Source organism: Pseudomonas sp. P4_B3, assembly GCF_056402295.1.
Genome location: NZ_JBFUHR010000037.1, coordinates 16,203 through 32,757 on the forward strand (window position 1 = coordinate 16,203; position 16,555 = coordinate 32,757).

The window sequence follows — 16,555 nt, forward strand, 5'->3', positions numbered from 1 at the left end:
GAAGGGGCGAGAAACCACTCAATGTGGTGAGTAGGTTCTCCGATGGTGGTCGTGCCTGAGTTCGGGCCAGCTGAAAATCCGACTTTTTCAACAGAATCGACCCATAGCTGCCCGTCAGACATCTTCCTTGTCTAGGGAGACGGGGGGCAGTTAACTTCTTGGTGGTCTAACTTTAAGGCTTGGAGGTGTCTACAAAACCAAGCAGATAAACGTCATGGAAGCGATAGCTCTCCAAGCCACGTGCAACTTTTCCCTACATTACTGTCCGGCCTCGAACCAAAAATCCAGATCGCCCCATTCTTCCTTTGCGTCAGGAAGAGCGCAGCCGGCCGGCCTTCATGGCATTCGGGCAATGGTACGGACATAACTGTCACATCACCATTTTTTGCGTCGAGCCGAAAAACCAGAATCTGCGCTTCGATAGAACACACGACCAAGAGGTCGTCATTTTCAAGAGCCATCTGCCCTTGATCGCAGGATCTCCAGGTTTTATTCCTCTCCTGCGATATTGACTGCGAAAGCTCCTTGCGCCAGGAGATAGAACCGTCGAAGGAGAGCTTTGTGATTTCCAGAGGCTTCGCGCTCTGAGTATCGTCCCAACTCGATAGTACATAAAACGCAGTTCGTGACTTCACCATCGCAACCGTTCCTGAACCACTTCCAGAATGGCTGTTGATGTTTGCTCTAACAGTTTGCCAGCCAATCACGTGTCCCGTGCGGTCAACACTTAGGACATTCACATCGTCCCAGTATTTTTTGTTGTTGTCCTCGCGCCTACCTGCAATGGTGGCCGCTACGATTTGGTCACCTGCTGCTGAAACAGCCACCCCTTTTCCGAGTCCTAACCTTCGTTGCCACAAGAGCCTGCCCTGAGTCGATACGGCCGCCAGCCAATTTTCAGCACCGTCACGACCCGCGACGACCAATTCGCCTGAGTCGAGCGAGGTCACGCTATTGATGAAGCGAAATCGGATCGAGCTAAAAGAGTATTCCGCAACGATTCGCCCCTGTGGATCGAGCTTTCCGAGATAGGCATCTGCCATCGTTCCGCCGGGGACGTACATTCGCCTGTTTGTTAGACCGGCAAGCCAAAGAGTCTCAGCGGGTCCCTGCACAATTTGCAAGGCCTGCCCTTGAGTTGCTAGCTCAATGATAGATCCAGGACCTGCTCCGCTGGGCCGCAAGAGAATCGATTGCGATACCCCTTTATTTCCTAACGCCACTATTGAACCGCTGGCGTCGAGCGAGATTCCTCGAATAGCGAGAGCGTCTTGCGTGTCTCTCCCTCCAGGAATAGTTTCTGACCAGAATATTCTCAGCGCTGCACTTCCGGCAGCGGCTTGTTCGAGAGGAGTCCCCACCAGTAGAAACGCTGTGAAGGCTATTAGCTTCGCCATGAAATGAAAGGACTCCTGCAAGGCTTGGGTCAAAAGTCGCAAGGAATATTCGACACCTCACGTGAGGTGATAACACCTTCACAGAACGGAAGCCCATTTGGCTCAATCATTTCCGTCAGCAAACCAAGCATAGCTACTCTTTTCCATCGCTCCGTCCACCGCCTGCTTTTGGCCGTTCTCTGCCGATCATGGTTACAAAGCGTGCTGGTCAAATCCGATGCAATCGGTGGTCAGAACGAATGCAAATGACTGGTCAGGTCGAATGCAAGCGGGTGATCAAGTAGAGTGCAATTTCGCAACTGAATATCGGATTAGTGTTGTGGGGACTTGTAAGGGGTGATGATGGGGCTCAACAAACCAGTGCAGGACCTGAAGCGCGATCTGCAGGGTGTCGCCTCTGATCTGAAGTGGTCGGCCGTGGAGTTAGTTCGGATTRCCGAGCGGCTAAGCCACGCAGGTAATGGACCAGACGCTGAGGCGCTTCGAAGGATGATCACAATCTTCCAGCAAGGTGAGAATCGGTTAGATGGCTGGATTAAAGAAATCGGTGCAGGTCAGGTAGTCCGGCCGGCGAAGGCAGACCACTGCCAATGATCGCGGAAGGGATTGGCAGGAGGTTGTCATGGCACTTAACAAACCCAATCAAGAGTTACGCCGCGACTTGAAAGCCGCTGCATATTCCCTCGAAGAAGCTGCCCTGGAAATGTTCAGGCTTGCAAAACAGCGCGGGGATACAGAGCTTCTGGAGGCAATGGAGACGATCGAAAAGCTGCATGAGCAAGCTGATCGGCTGACTGCTTACACAGATGAGGTGAAGGCGGGAAGGATTGTCCGGAAGGCTGAATAGCCATGCGTCTGGCGGGCGTATTCGCGCTAGATCTGAAATACAAGCAATGCCCTGTAAACGGTTACTCAATGAAGAAGAAGCTGACGGACAGTAAAGCAGCAGTGACTGCTGCTGAAATTGAGCGTTCTATCCAAGCCCTGAACAAAATGGCTGAACGCCTATGGGGGGATGACCGGAAAGCCGAGGCGAAAGCTCTCCTCGATGCCTTGGACGCATTAAACCGGGCGCTTGATCGAATCAGGATTGGAGAGAGTCGCAGGGTTCTCCATTGAACGGCACAAACTAGCTGGCGGGTTATGAAGGCGAGAAGAAGTGTGCGGGGGAAGGCGGAGTAGGCGCGTGGTATGACGACGAGATGTTGTAGCGGCTTGGCGGTCGTACCGATGTAACTCAAATGCCCGGTCCAGAGCCGGGTCTTCTCGTATCTGCCCCTGTCATGCCTTCGTCACACCTACCAAGCACAATGCAGTCAGCCAAAGGGATTTGGCCCATCTACAGAGAGCCCGGCTAATGTGCCGGGCTTTTTCGTTTCTGCGACATGCTTTTCACCAATCGCTCACATGGCGGAGCGCAGATTAACCCTGCTCCTTTGAAGAATTCCCATTTGGCCCGCCCGCATGCGGGCCATTTTTTTGGTCGCTGCCACGATTTCTACAAGAACTGGAGAAGCGACCATGTCAGATGACTGCGAAATTGCACTCCACTTGACCACCCGCTTGCATTCGACCTGACCAGTCATTTGCATTCGTTCTGACCACCGATTGCATCGGATTTGACCAGCACGCTTTGTAACCATGATCGGCAGAGAACGGCCAGAAGCGGACGGTGGCCAGACACACAGCACTGTAGTGGCGTTGTGCTCATGCCGCGAAGATAAGGCAAATATTCTTAAGGAGAAGGTCATGTCAGATAAAGATCCTCTCGATCGGCAAGGACGAGAAATCCCTGGACCAATGGATAATGTCCCAGGACGAGATCCAGGAGATCCACCTGGTTGGGCGCTCGAACTGGATGTTTGCCGGATCGCTACGCAGCGGCAAACGGGCGGCGGCGATCATGAGTTTGATCCAGTCTGCTGTCGCATAAGTGGCAGCCGGCATAATCATGCAAGGTGGGTGCGCCGTTCACCGTTCGCCTACGATTGGTCTGGTGCTTACATTCTGTTTTGATGACGATAGAACCCGAGCGCAGGCCGGCCCTTAGCAACTAAGACAAATTTCGTCGCCGGGAGCTCCCATCAAACTCTTCATGCGAATAGACCGGGGAAGAATATGATCAACATTCGTGAAGCGACTAAAGCCGACCTCAATGTTCTACGTGAAGTCGGCTGTGAGACCTACCGAGAGCATTTTTCGGCCATCTGGTCTCTCGCCGGCATGCAGGGCTTCCTCAATCAAGACTTCTCACCCTGCACGCTCAGAAACTCACTCGAATCATCCGCTCGCCATTTGTGGCTTATAGTCTCAGACGAAAGCGGTAGGGTCGTAGGTTTTTCCAAAGTTAACTGGTCAACGCCTGCGCCTCTAACTGGCACAGTGGGCGCGGAGCTTCAAAAGATTTACTTCCTCAAATCTGAAGCAGGACGAGGGTATGGGAAACAGCTTCTGCATTTCATTTGCAACCGAGCGATAGAGCGCGGAGAACGCTTGCTCTGGCTTGACGTACTCAAGACCAATTCAAGCGCCCGGCGCTTCTATGAGGGATTCGGTTTCCAAAAGGTCGGTGAAATCCCTTTCAAAACTGACCTGGCTGAAATTGGGATGGCTGTAATGGTATGTGAGCTTTCCCGATAAGCGCGTTCGATTGTTTCTCTATCAGGTTGGTTGTCAGGTGAAAGTCAGATGACTTTACCGGGCGCTTACCAAGCAAAAGTGGTCCCTTTCCCTGTTGCATCACCTCAGAAACAACAAAGCCCAGCACTAGACTGGGTTTCAGGATGAGCGTGGATCGCTTATCAAGTATTCACTCAAAGGATGAACACGATGAGCCGCCCCAACCATATTTGCCTGATGGCGACCTATAACGAGTGGATGAACGCAAAGATTTATGATGCATCCAGAAGCTTGCCAGATGAAGAGCTCTCAGTGGATAGGAAAGCATTCTTTGGTTCTATTCTCGGGACGTTGAACCACTTGGTGGCCGGGGACACTATCTGGCTAAAGCGATTCGCCAGGCACCCAGCTAACCACTTGGCTCTGGAGCCGATTCGGCAGCTTCCCGCTCCTGAAAGCCTCGACCAGTTACTGTTCTCAAATATCCGGGAGCTTTCGGCACATAGAGTGTCGCTCGATCAGATAATTGTCGCATGGGCTCGCTCCATTACAGATTCGGATTTAGATCACACCCTCAATTACACAAACATGAAGGGAGTACCCGCTGACAGGAGCTTTTATGGTTTGGTCATGCATTTCTTCAACCATCAGACGCATCACCGCGGACAAGTTACTACCTTGCTTTCACAAGCGGGTGTCGACATAGGTGATACGGATTTAGTCGTCCTCATTCCATCCGAGCCCTGCACAAAGTAGAAAAGCCGAGCGCCAGACCGGGTTTTGTCACATCTGATCGAGCCGGCGAAACAGCGCGGCCATCCAGGCTGGTTGTCGATCCCGAGTAGCGGAAAACGGTCCAAAGCTGCCTATCGCATCCATGTTCAGGCCATTTTGCACGTCAGCCAGGCCCCCAGAAAAGGCTACTGAAGAAACGGGTATTCGAACTAATTTCGACGTTAAACGTTTTACGATCTAGACGCTCAGAAGATTAGACAATCTCAGACGTTTTCACACAGCCTGGCCCCATGGCGGACAGTTTGTATTCCGATTCCTGGCCGAGAGCGGGATCACGTATAGCTGCAATAGAATATCGTGACTATCCTTTTCGGTTATAGAGCAAACAGGCCCCATTCAAGAAGTGTTGCAATCCTCACAGCGGGTCCTGATAGCAAGTTCTGCTCGCTTTGACAAAAAGCAGGATAAATGAGGTGAGGATTGACAGGCGAATGCAATCAGGTGCGCAACTGGAATGCAGTTTCGCACCTGAAAACTATTGGAGGTTGATTGACACTCCAAAGAGGCCTGACGAAATGCCGGATTAATGCAACAACGAGCGGCGCCTCGCATAGGCGAAGTAGATCACCAGGCCAATTGCCAACCACGCCCCAAATACCAGCCAGGTCGTCTGCTTGAGGAAGGTCATCAAGGTTACGCAGAACGCGATGGCGAGCAACGGAACAACGGGCACGCCCGGGCATCTGAATGCGCGAGGGAGATCGGGTCGGGTCTTGCGCAATACGATCACTGCCACCGAGATCAGACTGAATGCGGCCAACGTACCGATATTGATCAGCTCGGCGAGGACGTTCAGCGGAATCAGAGCCGAGATCAGCCCGAAGACTATTCCGACCATCCAGGTGGCGAAAAATGGTGTACCGAATCGTGGATGAACCCTGGAAAGGCGCTGGGGAAGCAGTCCGTCGCGCGACATCGCGTAGATGATCCTGGTTTGACCGTACGCCATAACCAGAATGACAGTCGTCATGCCAATGATTGCGCCTAAATCAACGAACCCGGCAACCCAGCTTTCACCGGCATGTTGCAACGCCAATGAGACCGGATGATCAACGCCAAGGAATTGGGCATAGGGCACGATACCGGTCATGATCATTGAAACGGCAACGTACAACACCGCACAAACGGCCAAGGAACCGATAATGCCGATGGGGAGGTCACGCGCCGGGTTTTTCACTTCTTCGGCGGCAGAGGAAACCGCATCGAAACCAATAAAAGCAAAAAAAACCAGGGCCGAAGCACTCAAAATGCCTTGGCCACCGAAGGGCGCGAAAGGTTGCCAGTTAGCCGGTTGAACATGTCGCACACCAACGGCGATGAAGAGCAGCACCACGGCGATCTTGATGATCACCATCACGTTGTTTACGCGCGCAGATTCCTTGATGCCCATGGAAAGCATCCAGGTAATTGCCAGCATAATCACCAGCGCGGGTAGGTTGAACCAGGTTTCCACACCGGGCAAAGAGCCTGGAGCCGCCGTAAGCACAACCGGAAGATTCAGCCCAAATCCGCTCAGCAGGGACTGGAAGTAACCCGACCACCCAACAGACACAGCCGAACTGGCCAGTCCGTATTCGAGCATCAGATCCCAGCCGATCATCCAGGCCACCAACTCTCCCAGCGTCGCGTAGCTGTAGGTGTAAATCGAGCCTGCTACCGGTACAGATGAGGCGAACTCAGCATAACAGAGCGCTGCAAATGCACAGGCCAACGCCGCTAACAGGAATGAAACCATGAGGGCCGGTCCCGCAGTCAATGCGCCGGTTCCGGTCAATACAAAGATGCCTGTCCCCACGATTGCACCGATACCAATCAGGACCAGATCCATCGGCCCCAGCACTTTTTTCAACCCGGCAGGAGCTCGGGCAGCAGCAATCATTGCGTCCAGGTCTTTTGTTCTGAAAATGCTCAATATTGCCTCCGTTGTTACTTGTTTTTATTGTCAGAGCCAGTGGCTTGGGTGTCGGAAATGACAAGAAATTGTATTTCAGCGCCTTGAAAATTAGCTTTCGAAACGGATCTGTATTTGATTATTTTTCAGACGTTAATTATCCAAAATGTGTTCTTTAGGTAATTTTCTTTCTAATATTTGTCGTTTCTAGAAATGGATGCTTGATCAAGGACCTGCGGGATGGGGCCAATCGCCCTACCGCGTACTCATTGTTAAAGGGAGAGAACACATGGCGGAAATGGATAAGGTTGATCGTTCAATTCTGGAAATTCTGCAAATGAATGGTCGCCTGACGAACGCCGAGATCGCCGCTCGTGTCTACCTGTCAGCGCCAGCCTGCTGGAAGCGCCTGAAGCGCCTGGAAGAGGAGGTGATTGTCGGGTATCACGCGCACTTGAACCCAAAGACCATGGGGCTGGGACTTTTTGCTTTCATCAGCGTCACCCTCGATAGTCACTCCGAGGACGCCATGGAGCATTTCGAAGCGGGCGTTCTGGCGCTGCCCAACATTATTGCCTGTCACAAAGTGTCGGGGAAATACGACTACCTCTTGCAGGTAGTCGTCAAAGACATGGAGGCATTCCATGAACTCGCCATGCATCGCATACGTACGCTCGGCAATATCAAGGAAATGTACACCGGGTTTTCGCTCAAGGAGATCAAGCACTGCAATACCTTGCCACTGTAAGTGCCTGGGCTTGCCCCTTGTTCAGGACGAGTCACACAATCAATGCCGGGGTTGGCGGGATCTTTGTATCCTCGAACTTGGCGCCGTCGATGTGGGCTGGCATTCTATCTAACGACAAAGCAACGACAGGGACCGTCATCAATGCAATCCAGTTTCAGCAAAGGCGTCATGTTTGCACTCTGCGCCGCGGCACTGAACGCGACGATCGGTGTGCTTAGCAAAGTACTCATGAGTAATGGCTTCACTGCCAGCAGTGTGGCCGTCATCAAGACCCTGCTGGGTTGCCTGCTACTTTCGATCCTATTGCTTTTCCTCAAGCGCCCGGCGTCTACGGCCAAATGGACTCAGGCGGCAATCTGCGCCTTCCTTGGCATCTTCGTGCTGTTTCACTTCGAAACGTCCGCCTATCGGCATTACGCTGCGGCAGGTGTAGTGGTGGTGCTGATGGCCAGTGCCTCGATTTCCTCGATCATCCTGGGGCGCATTTTCCTCAAGGACGCCATCACCGCGAACGCGACCGTGGGCGCCGCACTGGCCATCGCCGGGATCGCGGTGATCTTTGGCGCCGACCTGCAACAGGGCTTTACCCTGCAAGGCTCTGCGCTTGCCTCCATGGCCGGCTGCGGTTATGGGGCCTTTTCGGTTGCCATGAAGCAGATGGGCGTGTCCGGGGGGCTGCACCTCACCCGGCAATTGCTGTTTTTTGGCAGCCTGTACCTGCTGATGCCGGCTGCGGCCGATGGTTTTGTGATCGGCGAGCTGTCGCCATTGGCGATCGCCGCACTGCTGGCGCTGGCCGCGCTGCCGACCATCCTCGGCTTCTTTTGCACCACCAAGGCCATCGAATATCTCAAGCCATCCCAAGTGCAGGCGCTGGAACTGACCGAGCCGCTGTTCGCCGCGCTGCTGGCGTTTGTGGTGCTCCATGAAGTACCGCGCGAAAGCCTGTTCGCGGGGGCGGCACTGATCATCGTCGGGCTGTGTTTCTCCAATGAGCTGATCCGCTTGGGCAGTAAAGCCCCGGCCCCGACGACTGAGTGAGCGATTGACGGGGCCTTTGCTGGCATATTGACTTCAACGCTCCCCGTCACTACCTTGCCGCCCCACTTTAATGGCAGGGCTCGATATCCCTCGTGCTATCTCAGGATGAGAGCACCGTCGAACGGTGTGACCATGGAAGGAAATGACCATGCTGGTAATGGATGATCCGGTACAACCCGGTAAGACGGAGCGCTTCGAGGACTGGCTGGGGGAACCTGAAAACACTGACGTGTAGACTGGGTTACTCGAATTTCCTGTTGGGCGTAAAGCCTGGTCCTGGTACGCCCAACCAGCAGGTATTGATTCAAAGCAACTACCCGGTTACCTGGCGCAATCGGAAAACGAGTTGATTCAATGGGCATCAGAAATGACTGTGTGTGCCGATACGATGGCTGATATCTTTCCCGCGCACCAAATCGCGTCCAATCGACGCTGATCCATCAAGGAAGATAAAAACAATGAAAATATTATTCATCGCTTCGCTAGGAATTTTATCGCTAATTCAAACATCACTATCCTTCGCGGATAATGTTAATGGAAAAAATCTCTATTTACAGCGATGCACCATGTGCCACGGAATAGATCTCAAAGCAACAGGACCATTGGCTAACAAAAGCAATCCTCCTACACCTGATCTAACAACATCCGTTTTCAAAAAACGATTAAATGATTATCCGGGCGTGATTGTATCATCGATAATACTTCGTCCAAATGGAGACTTGATTCCAAAAACTTTGCGAGAGAATGGTGTAAAGCTATCGCCGTACTCATGGAGGATTGAAGATCTGCGCGATTTAAATCAATACATGAGTGGTGTGATTTCAAAAAATCGATAATTTTTGAGTTGAGCGGCAGACACAGAAATCCAAGAGCCATTTCAGGTTTGAGGGCTTGTGGGGCAATGCCGGTGAGCCCGTCGACCTCTCGCAGCAATCGGCTGCGGTCGTGACAGGCAAATAACGGCCAAGAGCAGCCATCCAGCCCATCAAAAATCGGACGATTGATGCATTTGCTGATTCACCATGGGGTGACAGAAATGGGCTACCTTGTTGACCCCGTTACTCATAGCTCAGGGAGAGCGCCATGTCTGTAGAAGTCCAGCTTTCGGAAAACGCGACTGAAGAAGAGCGGTTAGGAATTTTGACCCCTTTGCTGGCCCACAATCTGGCCAACGGTGGGGACGATGCCCATGAAACATTTGCCCTGTTGCTACGAGACCCTGACAGCAATGAAGTTATTGGCGGGCTGTACGGCAAGGTCTCATATCGATGGCTGCTCATCGATCTTGTCAGCGTTCCCGAGTCGATGCGTGGCCACGGTATCGGAGAGCGGCTAATGCGCATGGCCGAAGAGGTCGCACATAAAAAGAATTGCACTGATATCTGGCTGGAGACCTTCAGCTTTCAGGCACCCGGCTTTTATCAAAAACTTGGCTATTCTGAATTCGGACGCCTGGCAGACTATCCACCGGGACATACCCGGCTCTATTACCAGAAGTCATTGCGCTGACAGCGATTTGGATTTTGGCCCGATAGCTGCGTCGTAGCAGGCAGAAAACGGCCAATAGCGGACTGCTTGTTCCTAAAGATTGACTGCGCAACGCAATTGTCTGCCAGGCACCTCCCCGTCTTGAGCTTCCACACAGCTTGCAAAAACCATGCGTATGGGGATAGATCGACTTTAAACATCAACTCATCCCTTTTCTCATCGCCAAGGTCAATTCATGCCGCTGAGGTTTCATAAAATGCACGCCAATGGCGATGACTTCGTTATCGTGGACTCGCGCAACTCGTCCAATCCAATGACAGACAGCATGGCTCGGCGAATGGGTGACCGAAACCGGGGAGTCGGGTTCAATCAACTTGCGGTGGTGCTCGATGACGATGATGCAGATGCGCGCTTGATGTTTTGGAATGCAGGTGGCTCCACACTGGACGTTTGTGGCAGCGCGACGCGGGGTGCCGCGGATTTGTTGATGCGCCAATCAAATACCAAGTCGATAACACTGCGAACCAACCGTGGCCTGCTCACTTGCGAACGGACCTCAACCGGCGCAATTTCCGTCGACATGGGGGTACCACTTTTCGACTGGTCGGATATTCCTCTGGCTGTGGAAATGGATACTGTAGGTTTGCCACTTGCGGGTAGCCCAACAGCTTGCAGCATGGGAAATCCGCACTGCACCTATTTTGTGGATGATCTTACAGCTGTGGACATAGCGACAATCGGACCGATCATAGAAACCAACTCCCTTTTCCCCCTCAGGACGAACGTGCATTTCGTCCAGATCATTGACCGAAAGCACATTCGTTTGCGCATTTGGGAGCGCTGGGGGGCGATTCCGCTTGGTTCAGGTTCCTGCTCTTGTGGCGCTGCTGTAAACGGAATTCGTCGCGGCTTGTTAGACAATTGCGTTGAGGTTGAATGTGATGGCGGAACTGTAACGGTTCAATGGGATGGCGTGGGATCTGTCGTCCTGACCGGTCCGGTAGAGACGACTTTTTCGGGAATGATTTCGGGCGCCCTGTTACAAGTTTTGTAGTGGCTAAATCGTGATAAGCAGGTAAGTCGATCACTCCCAAGCGAGATGGGTGGTGTCCGGACCAGACTCGCACATCCCGCAGCCCTGCCATACTGTTGAGCATGACCAGTGCAACTTTCCGCTTCTTTGATGAACTCAACGATTTCCTGCCGGCCGAACGGCGGCGGCAATCCTTCACCTGCGAGTGCGCGCAAGGGGCGACGGTCAAGCACATGATCGAGGCGCTCGGAGTACCGCACACCGAGGTCGAGCTGGTGCTGCTCAACGGCGAGTCGGCGGGCTTCGAGCGGGTGATCCTCGACAGTGACCGGCTGGCGGTGTATCCCAAGTTCGAAGCACTGGACATCAGCCCGCTGCTCAAGGTTCGTGCGCAACCTTTACGGGTGCTGCGCTTCGTCGCTGATGTGCACCTTGGCGGGCTGGCCAGCCTGCTGCGCATGAGTGGCTTCGACACTCTCTACGACAATGGTTTCGAGGATGGCGAGATCGCCGAGATCGCTGCGCAGCAAGGACGCATCGTGCTAACCCGTGACCGCGAACTGCTCAAGCGGCGGATCATCAGCCACGGCTGTTACGTGCATGCCCTGAAACCGTCGCTGCAGCTGCGCGAATTGTACGAGCGCCTCGACCTGGCGCGTAGCGCGCGGCCATTCAGCCTGTGCCTTCATTGCAACCTGCCGCTGCACGAGATCAGCCCGGAACTGGCTCGGCCGCTGGTACCGCCACGCATTGGCGCCCTCTATTCGCACTTCCTGCGCTGCGGCGCCTGCCAACGGGTTTACTGGGAAGGTTCACACTGGCGCGGCATGTGTGCATTGCTGGCACCGCTGCTGAACCGATAACCGCGCGCATCGGGCCGGCTGCGTTGCCAGGGATAACCGGCTTTTGCACCAGGTCGATAACGGCCAGAAGTGGGCACTCGGAAACTCAACCGTGCACCAGGTAGGCCCCTGACGGAACCCGATATCGCAGCTTCTTGCATTTGCCGGGTGGGGGCTGATGCCCCGGCGGGCGATCAGGGAACCAGATCCGGCATTTACCCGGAGGCGGCAAATGGCCGCGGGGAATCTCAACCTCTTCGTACGCGGGCGCCGGCGGGACGGAAGCCACTTGCCCTTCTCCTTCGGGTCGAGGTCTGCCAGCCATCGGTGAATCCGATGTCCAATCTGCCTTTGCGCGAGCGAAGTTGCCAGCGTCGCGCCCATTGTCCGCAGTGGATTGTTCAGCAACGGCCATGTCTGCTTCGCGGTGCCTTTGGGTTTCCGCTTCCAGCCCCTTCTGTACTGCAACCAGGTCCTCTTTGGCAGTGGGTGGGGTATTCGAAGACTGGGCCTGCTGCGCCGCCTGGATCAATTGGAAGTTGCGGTTGCGTAACTCGACGTTGCGACCAACCCGCATATTCGAGCGCGCCGCCAAGGTTTCCGCCTGCTGGTACTGCCCCTGCTGAAGACGCAACACACCGAGGTAATGCAACGTCGCGGGATTGTTCGGCTGGATATGCAGGGCACGCTCCAGCGTGGCAGCGGCCTGGTCCAACTGGCCATTTTCATACTGCCGCGAGGCGGTTTCGATCAGGGTGGTCGATGCGCTGTTACTTTGCGCGGGCGCTCTTCGCTCGGCAGCAACCGAACAAAGCGACGCGACGGCGCAGAACGCCAGGATGAGACCCGGTAGAAAACTCTTGGTTGGCATCGGGGGGCGGACTCGACTGATCTCGGACGGCACTGCCATAAAACAGGCCTCAGCGCTGCTCGGTATCTCCGATACAGGGCCCCAATTGACCTGGCCAGTACCCTGAAGTTCCCGCTGAAACCGCGAAGCAACGTGCGGCCAGCAGGAAAAGCATCATGCCGTCAGGATAAAGTCCGCCTGATCGATTCCTGCACTGTTAACTCCGACAAGGCGAATAGTGTCCACTCCGATCCCGATCACCGTGTCCGCCCCGTCAGCCGCAATGCTCACGTTGGCAGCGAACGTCTCGCTGCTGATCCCCAGCCCCGCGATATTGAGCAAGTCCTGCCCTCCGACCGGATCGATATCGAAGCCCTGGATCGAGTCGTTGCCGAAACCTGCCGCAGCAAACACGAAGGTATCGTTGCCGAGGCCGCCGTCGAGTGTGTCGTTGCCCAGCCCGCCGAAGAACAAATCGTCACCTGCACCGCCGATCAGAATGTCGTTGGCCTGGCCGCCCAGCATCGTGTGGTTTGCCGCCGCTGCATCGTAGGCCAGCTCGCTGCCGCTGCCCTCGTCGTTCGCCTGCAAACCCGCCGCCGCGTATTGGCCATTGAGCGCGACCTGCGACACATGTGTGCCGTCGCTCACGCTCAGCATCCCGCCGGTGCCTGTGTCATTCGCGGCATAGGTGATCTGCGTATTGGCGCCGAACGCAATATCGCCAAAGTCCAGCTTGTCACCCGCGGCAAAACCGCTGACGCTGCCACTGAACGCCGCCGACTCATCGAGTTTGAGCATGCCTGCCGCGCCGTTGTCAAACGTCACATGCTGATCGGAGGCTGCACCGAATTCCAGCATCGCCGAACCGCTGATAGTCGCGCTTCCCGCGCCACTGGCATCTGCGTGGACGGTGATGTTGCCATCGTTCGCCCACAGGCTGCCGCTGTTGACGAGCGCACTTTCAATCACCAATCCGCCGCTGCCGCTGGCTTGCAGCACACCCGTGTTGGCGACGACGCTGCTACCGGTATCGATCACCAGCGCATTGACGCCGCTGGCAAGGATCAGGCCCGAGTTGACCAGCGTCATCTGCCCCGCTCCCAACTGGCCGGCACCCGAGATGGTGTTGTCGGCATTGGTGAGCACCGTGTCCGCGCTGCCACCAAAGATCACGTTCTGCGCGCTGTCGGACAGCACCACTTGCCCGCCACCGGTCAACGTCGCGCCACGGAACAGAATCTCGAGATCGGTCCCGCTGCCGGTGGAGCCGAGCGCTATGGTGCCGCTGTTGTCGATGCGGCCACCGAACGGCATGATCGCGCCGTCGGCAATGGTGATGGTGCCCGTATTGGTCGTGACCGGGTCCACATCGAACAGCAGGTTGGCCCCGCTCAACGCCGCCGCATCCACACCTTTGACCGTGATCGTCTGGTCGGCGCTGATGCTGAGCACGGCATTGCCGTTCGCATCGTTGGCGACACTCACATCGGCAAAATCGTTGACGCCCGTGAAGCCGATCAAGTCAATTTTGTCCGCCGCCGCATCGAAGCTGTAAATGACGTTGTTGCCGATCGGCTGAGCGAAGACGAAGGTGTCGGCACCGGACGAGCCGGTCAGGTTGTCGTCAGCGGACAAGGCGAAGATCGGCGCGCCCGGGGCATAGACTTCGACGTTGTTGAACACATAGGCGCTTGCTGGGCTGCCGTCGCTGTTGCTCCAGTGCATGTTGACATCGAGCACCAACGCACCGGCGAAGTCGCTTGGAGTTGTCACAGTCAATGCGGCGGGATCGCTGGTTTGCACGGTCCAGGTGCCGTCGCCGTTGTCGGTACCTGCGTTGAATGTCCATCCCGAGGGAACACCGCTGATGGCCACCGTTATCGGGCCGCTAATATCGGCCAACGGGATGTTGAGGGCTAGATTGATAGGTTCGCCGGCAACGCCTGCCGGAAGGTTTGCACTGCTCCCGGCAGCACCAGGATTACCCGCCAGGTCGGTGTAGCTGTTCGCGGCAACGTCGACTTTCACGCTACCGGTCAGCGTTCTAGTCAGCGTCGCCGTGTAGGTATCGCCGTCTACCTGCGTGAAGTTACTCCAGGTTCCGCGGGGCGTTGTACCCGTTGTACTCACCGTGACGTCCGAAAGGTTGAAGCCGCTCACAACCTCACTGAACTGGAATGTGACCGTCGACGTTCCAACCGGACTCGCTAAGGTTGTCCCCGTTATTGTCACCGTCGGCGCCACAGTATCAACTGGTGTCTCAACGACGTTCTGCACGTTTACCGTAATGGTCTGCGTGTCGGTTCCGCCATTGCCGTCGGCCACCTGAACGTCCACAACATAGGCGTTGTCGCCGTCGGTACCACCGACATCTTGGGGATTCTCGTAATCCGGCGCCGAATTGAACGTCAGCACCCCACTCGAACTGATCGAGAACTTGCTGAAGTCCGTCCCGGCCGTATTCAGGATCGTGTAGCTCAGCGTCTGCGCTGGTAGATCTGCATCGGTCGCCAGCACTGTCGTGACCGCCGTGGTGTTCTCCGCCACGTTGATCGAAGCCGTCGTACCACCACCGTTGGAGGTGATCACCGGGGAGTTGTCGTTGACTCCCGTCACGGTTACCGCGATTGCCTGGTCGTCAAACAGCGTGCCGTCCGACGCCCGCACAATCACGTCATAGACGTTGTTCGTCCCCGAATCAGTCGGCGCTTCAAAGTTGGGTGCAGAGATAAAGCTCAGCACGCCTGTGCCTGAAGCAATCGAGAACTTCGCGGCATCCGCTCCGCCGACGATGTTGTAGCTCAGCGTTTGCGCCGGAAGATCAACGTCGGTTGCCACCACCGTCGTTACCGCCGTGGTGTTCTCCGCCACGTTGATCGAAGCCGTCGTACCACCACCGTTGGAGGTGATCACCGGGGAGTTGTCGTTGACTCCCGTCACGGTTACCGCGATTGCCTGGTCGTCAAACAGCGTGCCGTCCGACGCCCGCACAATCACGTCATAAACGTTGTTCGTTCCCGAATCAGTCGGTGCTTCAAAGTTGGGTGCAGAGATAAAGCTCAGCACGCCTGTGCCTGAAACGATCGAGAACTTCGCGACATCCGCTCCGCCGACGATGCTGTAGCTCAGCGTTTGTGCCGGCAGATCAACATCGGTCGCCGCCACTGTCGAGACCGCCGTGGTGTTCTCCGCCACGTTGATCGAAGCCGTCGCACCGCCACCGTTGGAAGTGATCGTCGGTGAGTCGTTGCTGCCGGCGATATGCACGGTGACCGAAGTGAGGGTGCCGTCGGCGCTGCTCACCGCGAAGGTGTCGGTGTAGGTGGTACCGGCGGCGAACTCGTTGTGGGCGGAACTGGCGACGTAGGTCCAGGCACCACCGGTGCCGATGGAGAACTGGCCGTAGCTGCCGGCGGTGTTGGTTTGSGCGACGAAGGTTGYGGCGCTGTCGACGTCGCTGATGGTCAGGGTGCCGCTGGTGGAGATGTCGGCGGCGGCATTGGTCTCGGTGAGGTTGGCGATGTCGGCGGACAGCACGGCSGCATCGTTGGTGCCGAGGATATGCACGGTGACCGAAGTGAGGGTGCCRTCGGCACTGCTCACCGCGAAGGTGTCGSTGTAGGTGGTRCCGGCGGCGAACTCGTTGTGGGCGGARYTGGCGACGTAGGTCCAGGCACCGCCGGTRCCGATGGAGAACTGGCCGTAGCTGCCGGCGGTGTTGGTTTGGGCGACGAAGGTTGTGGCGCTGTCGACGTCGCTGATGGTCAGGGTGCCGCTGGTGGAGATGTCGGCGGCGGCATTGGTCTCGGTGAGGTTGGCGATGTCGGCGGACAGCACGGCCGCATCGT

The 16,555-nt window shown here is 55.7% G+C and carries 16 protein-coding genes; 12 read left to right on the plus strand and 4 right to left on the minus strand.

The features are described 5' to 3' along the window. Window positions 1–212: 212 nt before the first annotated feature. Window positions 213–1,397: a hypothetical protein gene (locus AC1DWG_RS29640; RefSeq protein WP_477765480.1), complete on the minus strand. Its 1,185-nt coding sequence runs from the start codon at window positions 1,395–1,397 to the stop codon at window positions 213–215. Between the two features lie 342 nt (window positions 1,398–1,739). Here AC1DWG_RS29640 and AC1DWG_RS29645 point away from each other — a divergent pair, with 342 nt between their 5' ends. The 6 genes from AC1DWG_RS29645 to AC1DWG_RS29670 all read left to right on the plus strand — a co-directional run bounded on the left by AC1DWG_RS29645 (window position 1,740) and on the right by AC1DWG_RS29670 (window position 4,772). Further along, window positions 1,740–1,991: a hypothetical protein gene (locus tag AC1DWG_RS29645; RefSeq protein ID WP_477788723.1), complete on the plus strand. Its 252-nt coding sequence runs from the start codon at window positions 1,740–1,742 to the stop codon at window positions 1,989–1,991. A gap of 28 nt (window positions 1,992–2,019) precedes the next feature. Then, window positions 2,020–2,244, plus strand: a complete 225-nt coding sequence (locus AC1DWG_RS29650) for a hypothetical protein (RefSeq protein WP_008019294.1) — start codon at window positions 2,020–2,022, stop codon at window positions 2,242–2,244. 68 nt (window positions 2,245–2,312) lie between these two features. Then, entirely contained in the window at window positions 2,313–2,516 is a 204-nt protein-coding gene (locus AC1DWG_RS29655) for a hypothetical protein (RefSeq protein ID WP_477788730.1), read from the plus strand. Window positions 2,517–3,204: 688 nt separating this feature from the next. After that, window positions 3,205–3,330, plus strand: a complete 126-nt coding sequence (locus AC1DWG_RS29660) for a hypothetical protein (RefSeq protein WP_477754924.1) — start codon at window positions 3,205–3,207, stop codon at window positions 3,328–3,330. Window positions 3,331–3,515: 185 nt separating this feature from the next. Continuing rightward, window positions 3,516–4,037 (plus strand): N-acetyltransferase family protein, encoded by a 522-nt coding sequence (locus AC1DWG_RS29665; protein WP_477788724.1) that lies wholly within the window; start codon window positions 3,516–3,518, stop codon window positions 4,035–4,037. Between the two features lie 189 nt (window positions 4,038–4,226). Then, window positions 4,227–4,772, plus strand: a complete 546-nt coding sequence (locus tag AC1DWG_RS29670) for a DinB family protein (protein ID WP_477765482.1) — start codon at window positions 4,227–4,229, stop codon at window positions 4,770–4,772. 562 nt (window positions 4,773–5,334) lie between these two features. On the opposite strand, the gene AC1DWG_RS29675 is transcribed toward AC1DWG_RS29670, so the two are convergent. Then, on the minus strand, window positions 5,335–6,723 hold the full coding sequence (locus AC1DWG_RS29675; RefSeq protein ID WP_477756490.1) for an amino acid permease: 1,389 nt from the start codon (window positions 6,721–6,723) through the stop codon (window positions 5,335–5,337). Between the two features lie 268 nt (window positions 6,724–6,991). On the opposite strand from AC1DWG_RS29675, the gene AC1DWG_RS29680 reads away from it, so the two are divergent. The 6 genes from AC1DWG_RS29680 to AC1DWG_RS29705 all read left to right on the plus strand — a co-directional run bounded on the left by AC1DWG_RS29680 (window position 6,992) and on the right by AC1DWG_RS29705 (window position 11,875). Then, a complete protein-coding gene (locus AC1DWG_RS29680) occupies window positions 6,992–7,450 on the plus strand; it encodes an Lrp/AsnC family transcriptional regulator (RefSeq protein WP_477756489.1) in 459 nt (152 codons plus the stop codon). Between the two features lie 141 nt (window positions 7,451–7,591). Continuing rightward, window positions 7,592–8,491 carry a DMT family transporter gene (locus tag AC1DWG_RS29685; RefSeq protein ID WP_477788725.1) on the plus strand — a complete coding sequence of 300 codons (900 nt, stop codon included), beginning with the start codon at window positions 7,592–7,594 and terminating at the stop codon, window positions 8,489–8,491. A gap of 458 nt (window positions 8,492–8,949) precedes the next feature. Further along, window positions 8,950–9,327 (plus strand): c-type cytochrome, encoded by a 378-nt coding sequence (locus AC1DWG_RS29690; protein WP_477755574.1) that lies wholly within the window; start codon window positions 8,950–8,952, stop codon window positions 9,325–9,327. 247 nt (window positions 9,328–9,574) lie between these two features. Beyond that, window positions 9,575–10,000 carry a GNAT family N-acetyltransferase gene (locus AC1DWG_RS29695; RefSeq protein ID WP_477788726.1) on the plus strand — a complete coding sequence of 142 codons (426 nt, stop codon included), beginning with the start codon at window positions 9,575–9,577 and terminating at the stop codon, window positions 9,998–10,000. Between the two features lie 214 nt (window positions 10,001–10,214). Then, window positions 10,215–11,033, plus strand: a complete 819-nt coding sequence (gene dapF / locus AC1DWG_RS29700) for a diaminopimelate epimerase (RefSeq protein ID WP_477788727.1) — start codon at window positions 10,215–10,217, stop codon at window positions 11,031–11,033. A 101-nt stretch (window positions 11,034–11,134) separates the two neighbouring features. Further along, window positions 11,135–11,875, plus strand: a complete 741-nt coding sequence (locus AC1DWG_RS29705) for a Mut7-C RNAse domain-containing protein (protein WP_477755576.1) — start codon at window positions 11,135–11,137, stop codon at window positions 11,873–11,875. An 85-nt stretch (window positions 11,876–11,960) separates the two neighbouring features. On the opposite strand, the gene AC1DWG_RS29710 is transcribed toward AC1DWG_RS29705, so the two are convergent. Both AC1DWG_RS29710 and AC1DWG_RS29715 read right to left on the minus strand, forming a co-directional pair. Continuing rightward, window positions 11,961–12,725 (minus strand): tetratricopeptide repeat protein, encoded by a 765-nt coding sequence (locus AC1DWG_RS29710; RefSeq protein WP_477755577.1) that lies wholly within the window; start codon window positions 12,723–12,725, stop codon window positions 11,961–11,963. A gap of 153 nt (window positions 12,726–12,878) precedes the next feature. Further along, window positions 12,879–16,555 (minus strand): beta strand repeat-containing protein (locus AC1DWG_RS29715; protein WP_477788728.1); only part of this gene is annotated, 3,677 nt, incomplete at its 5' end.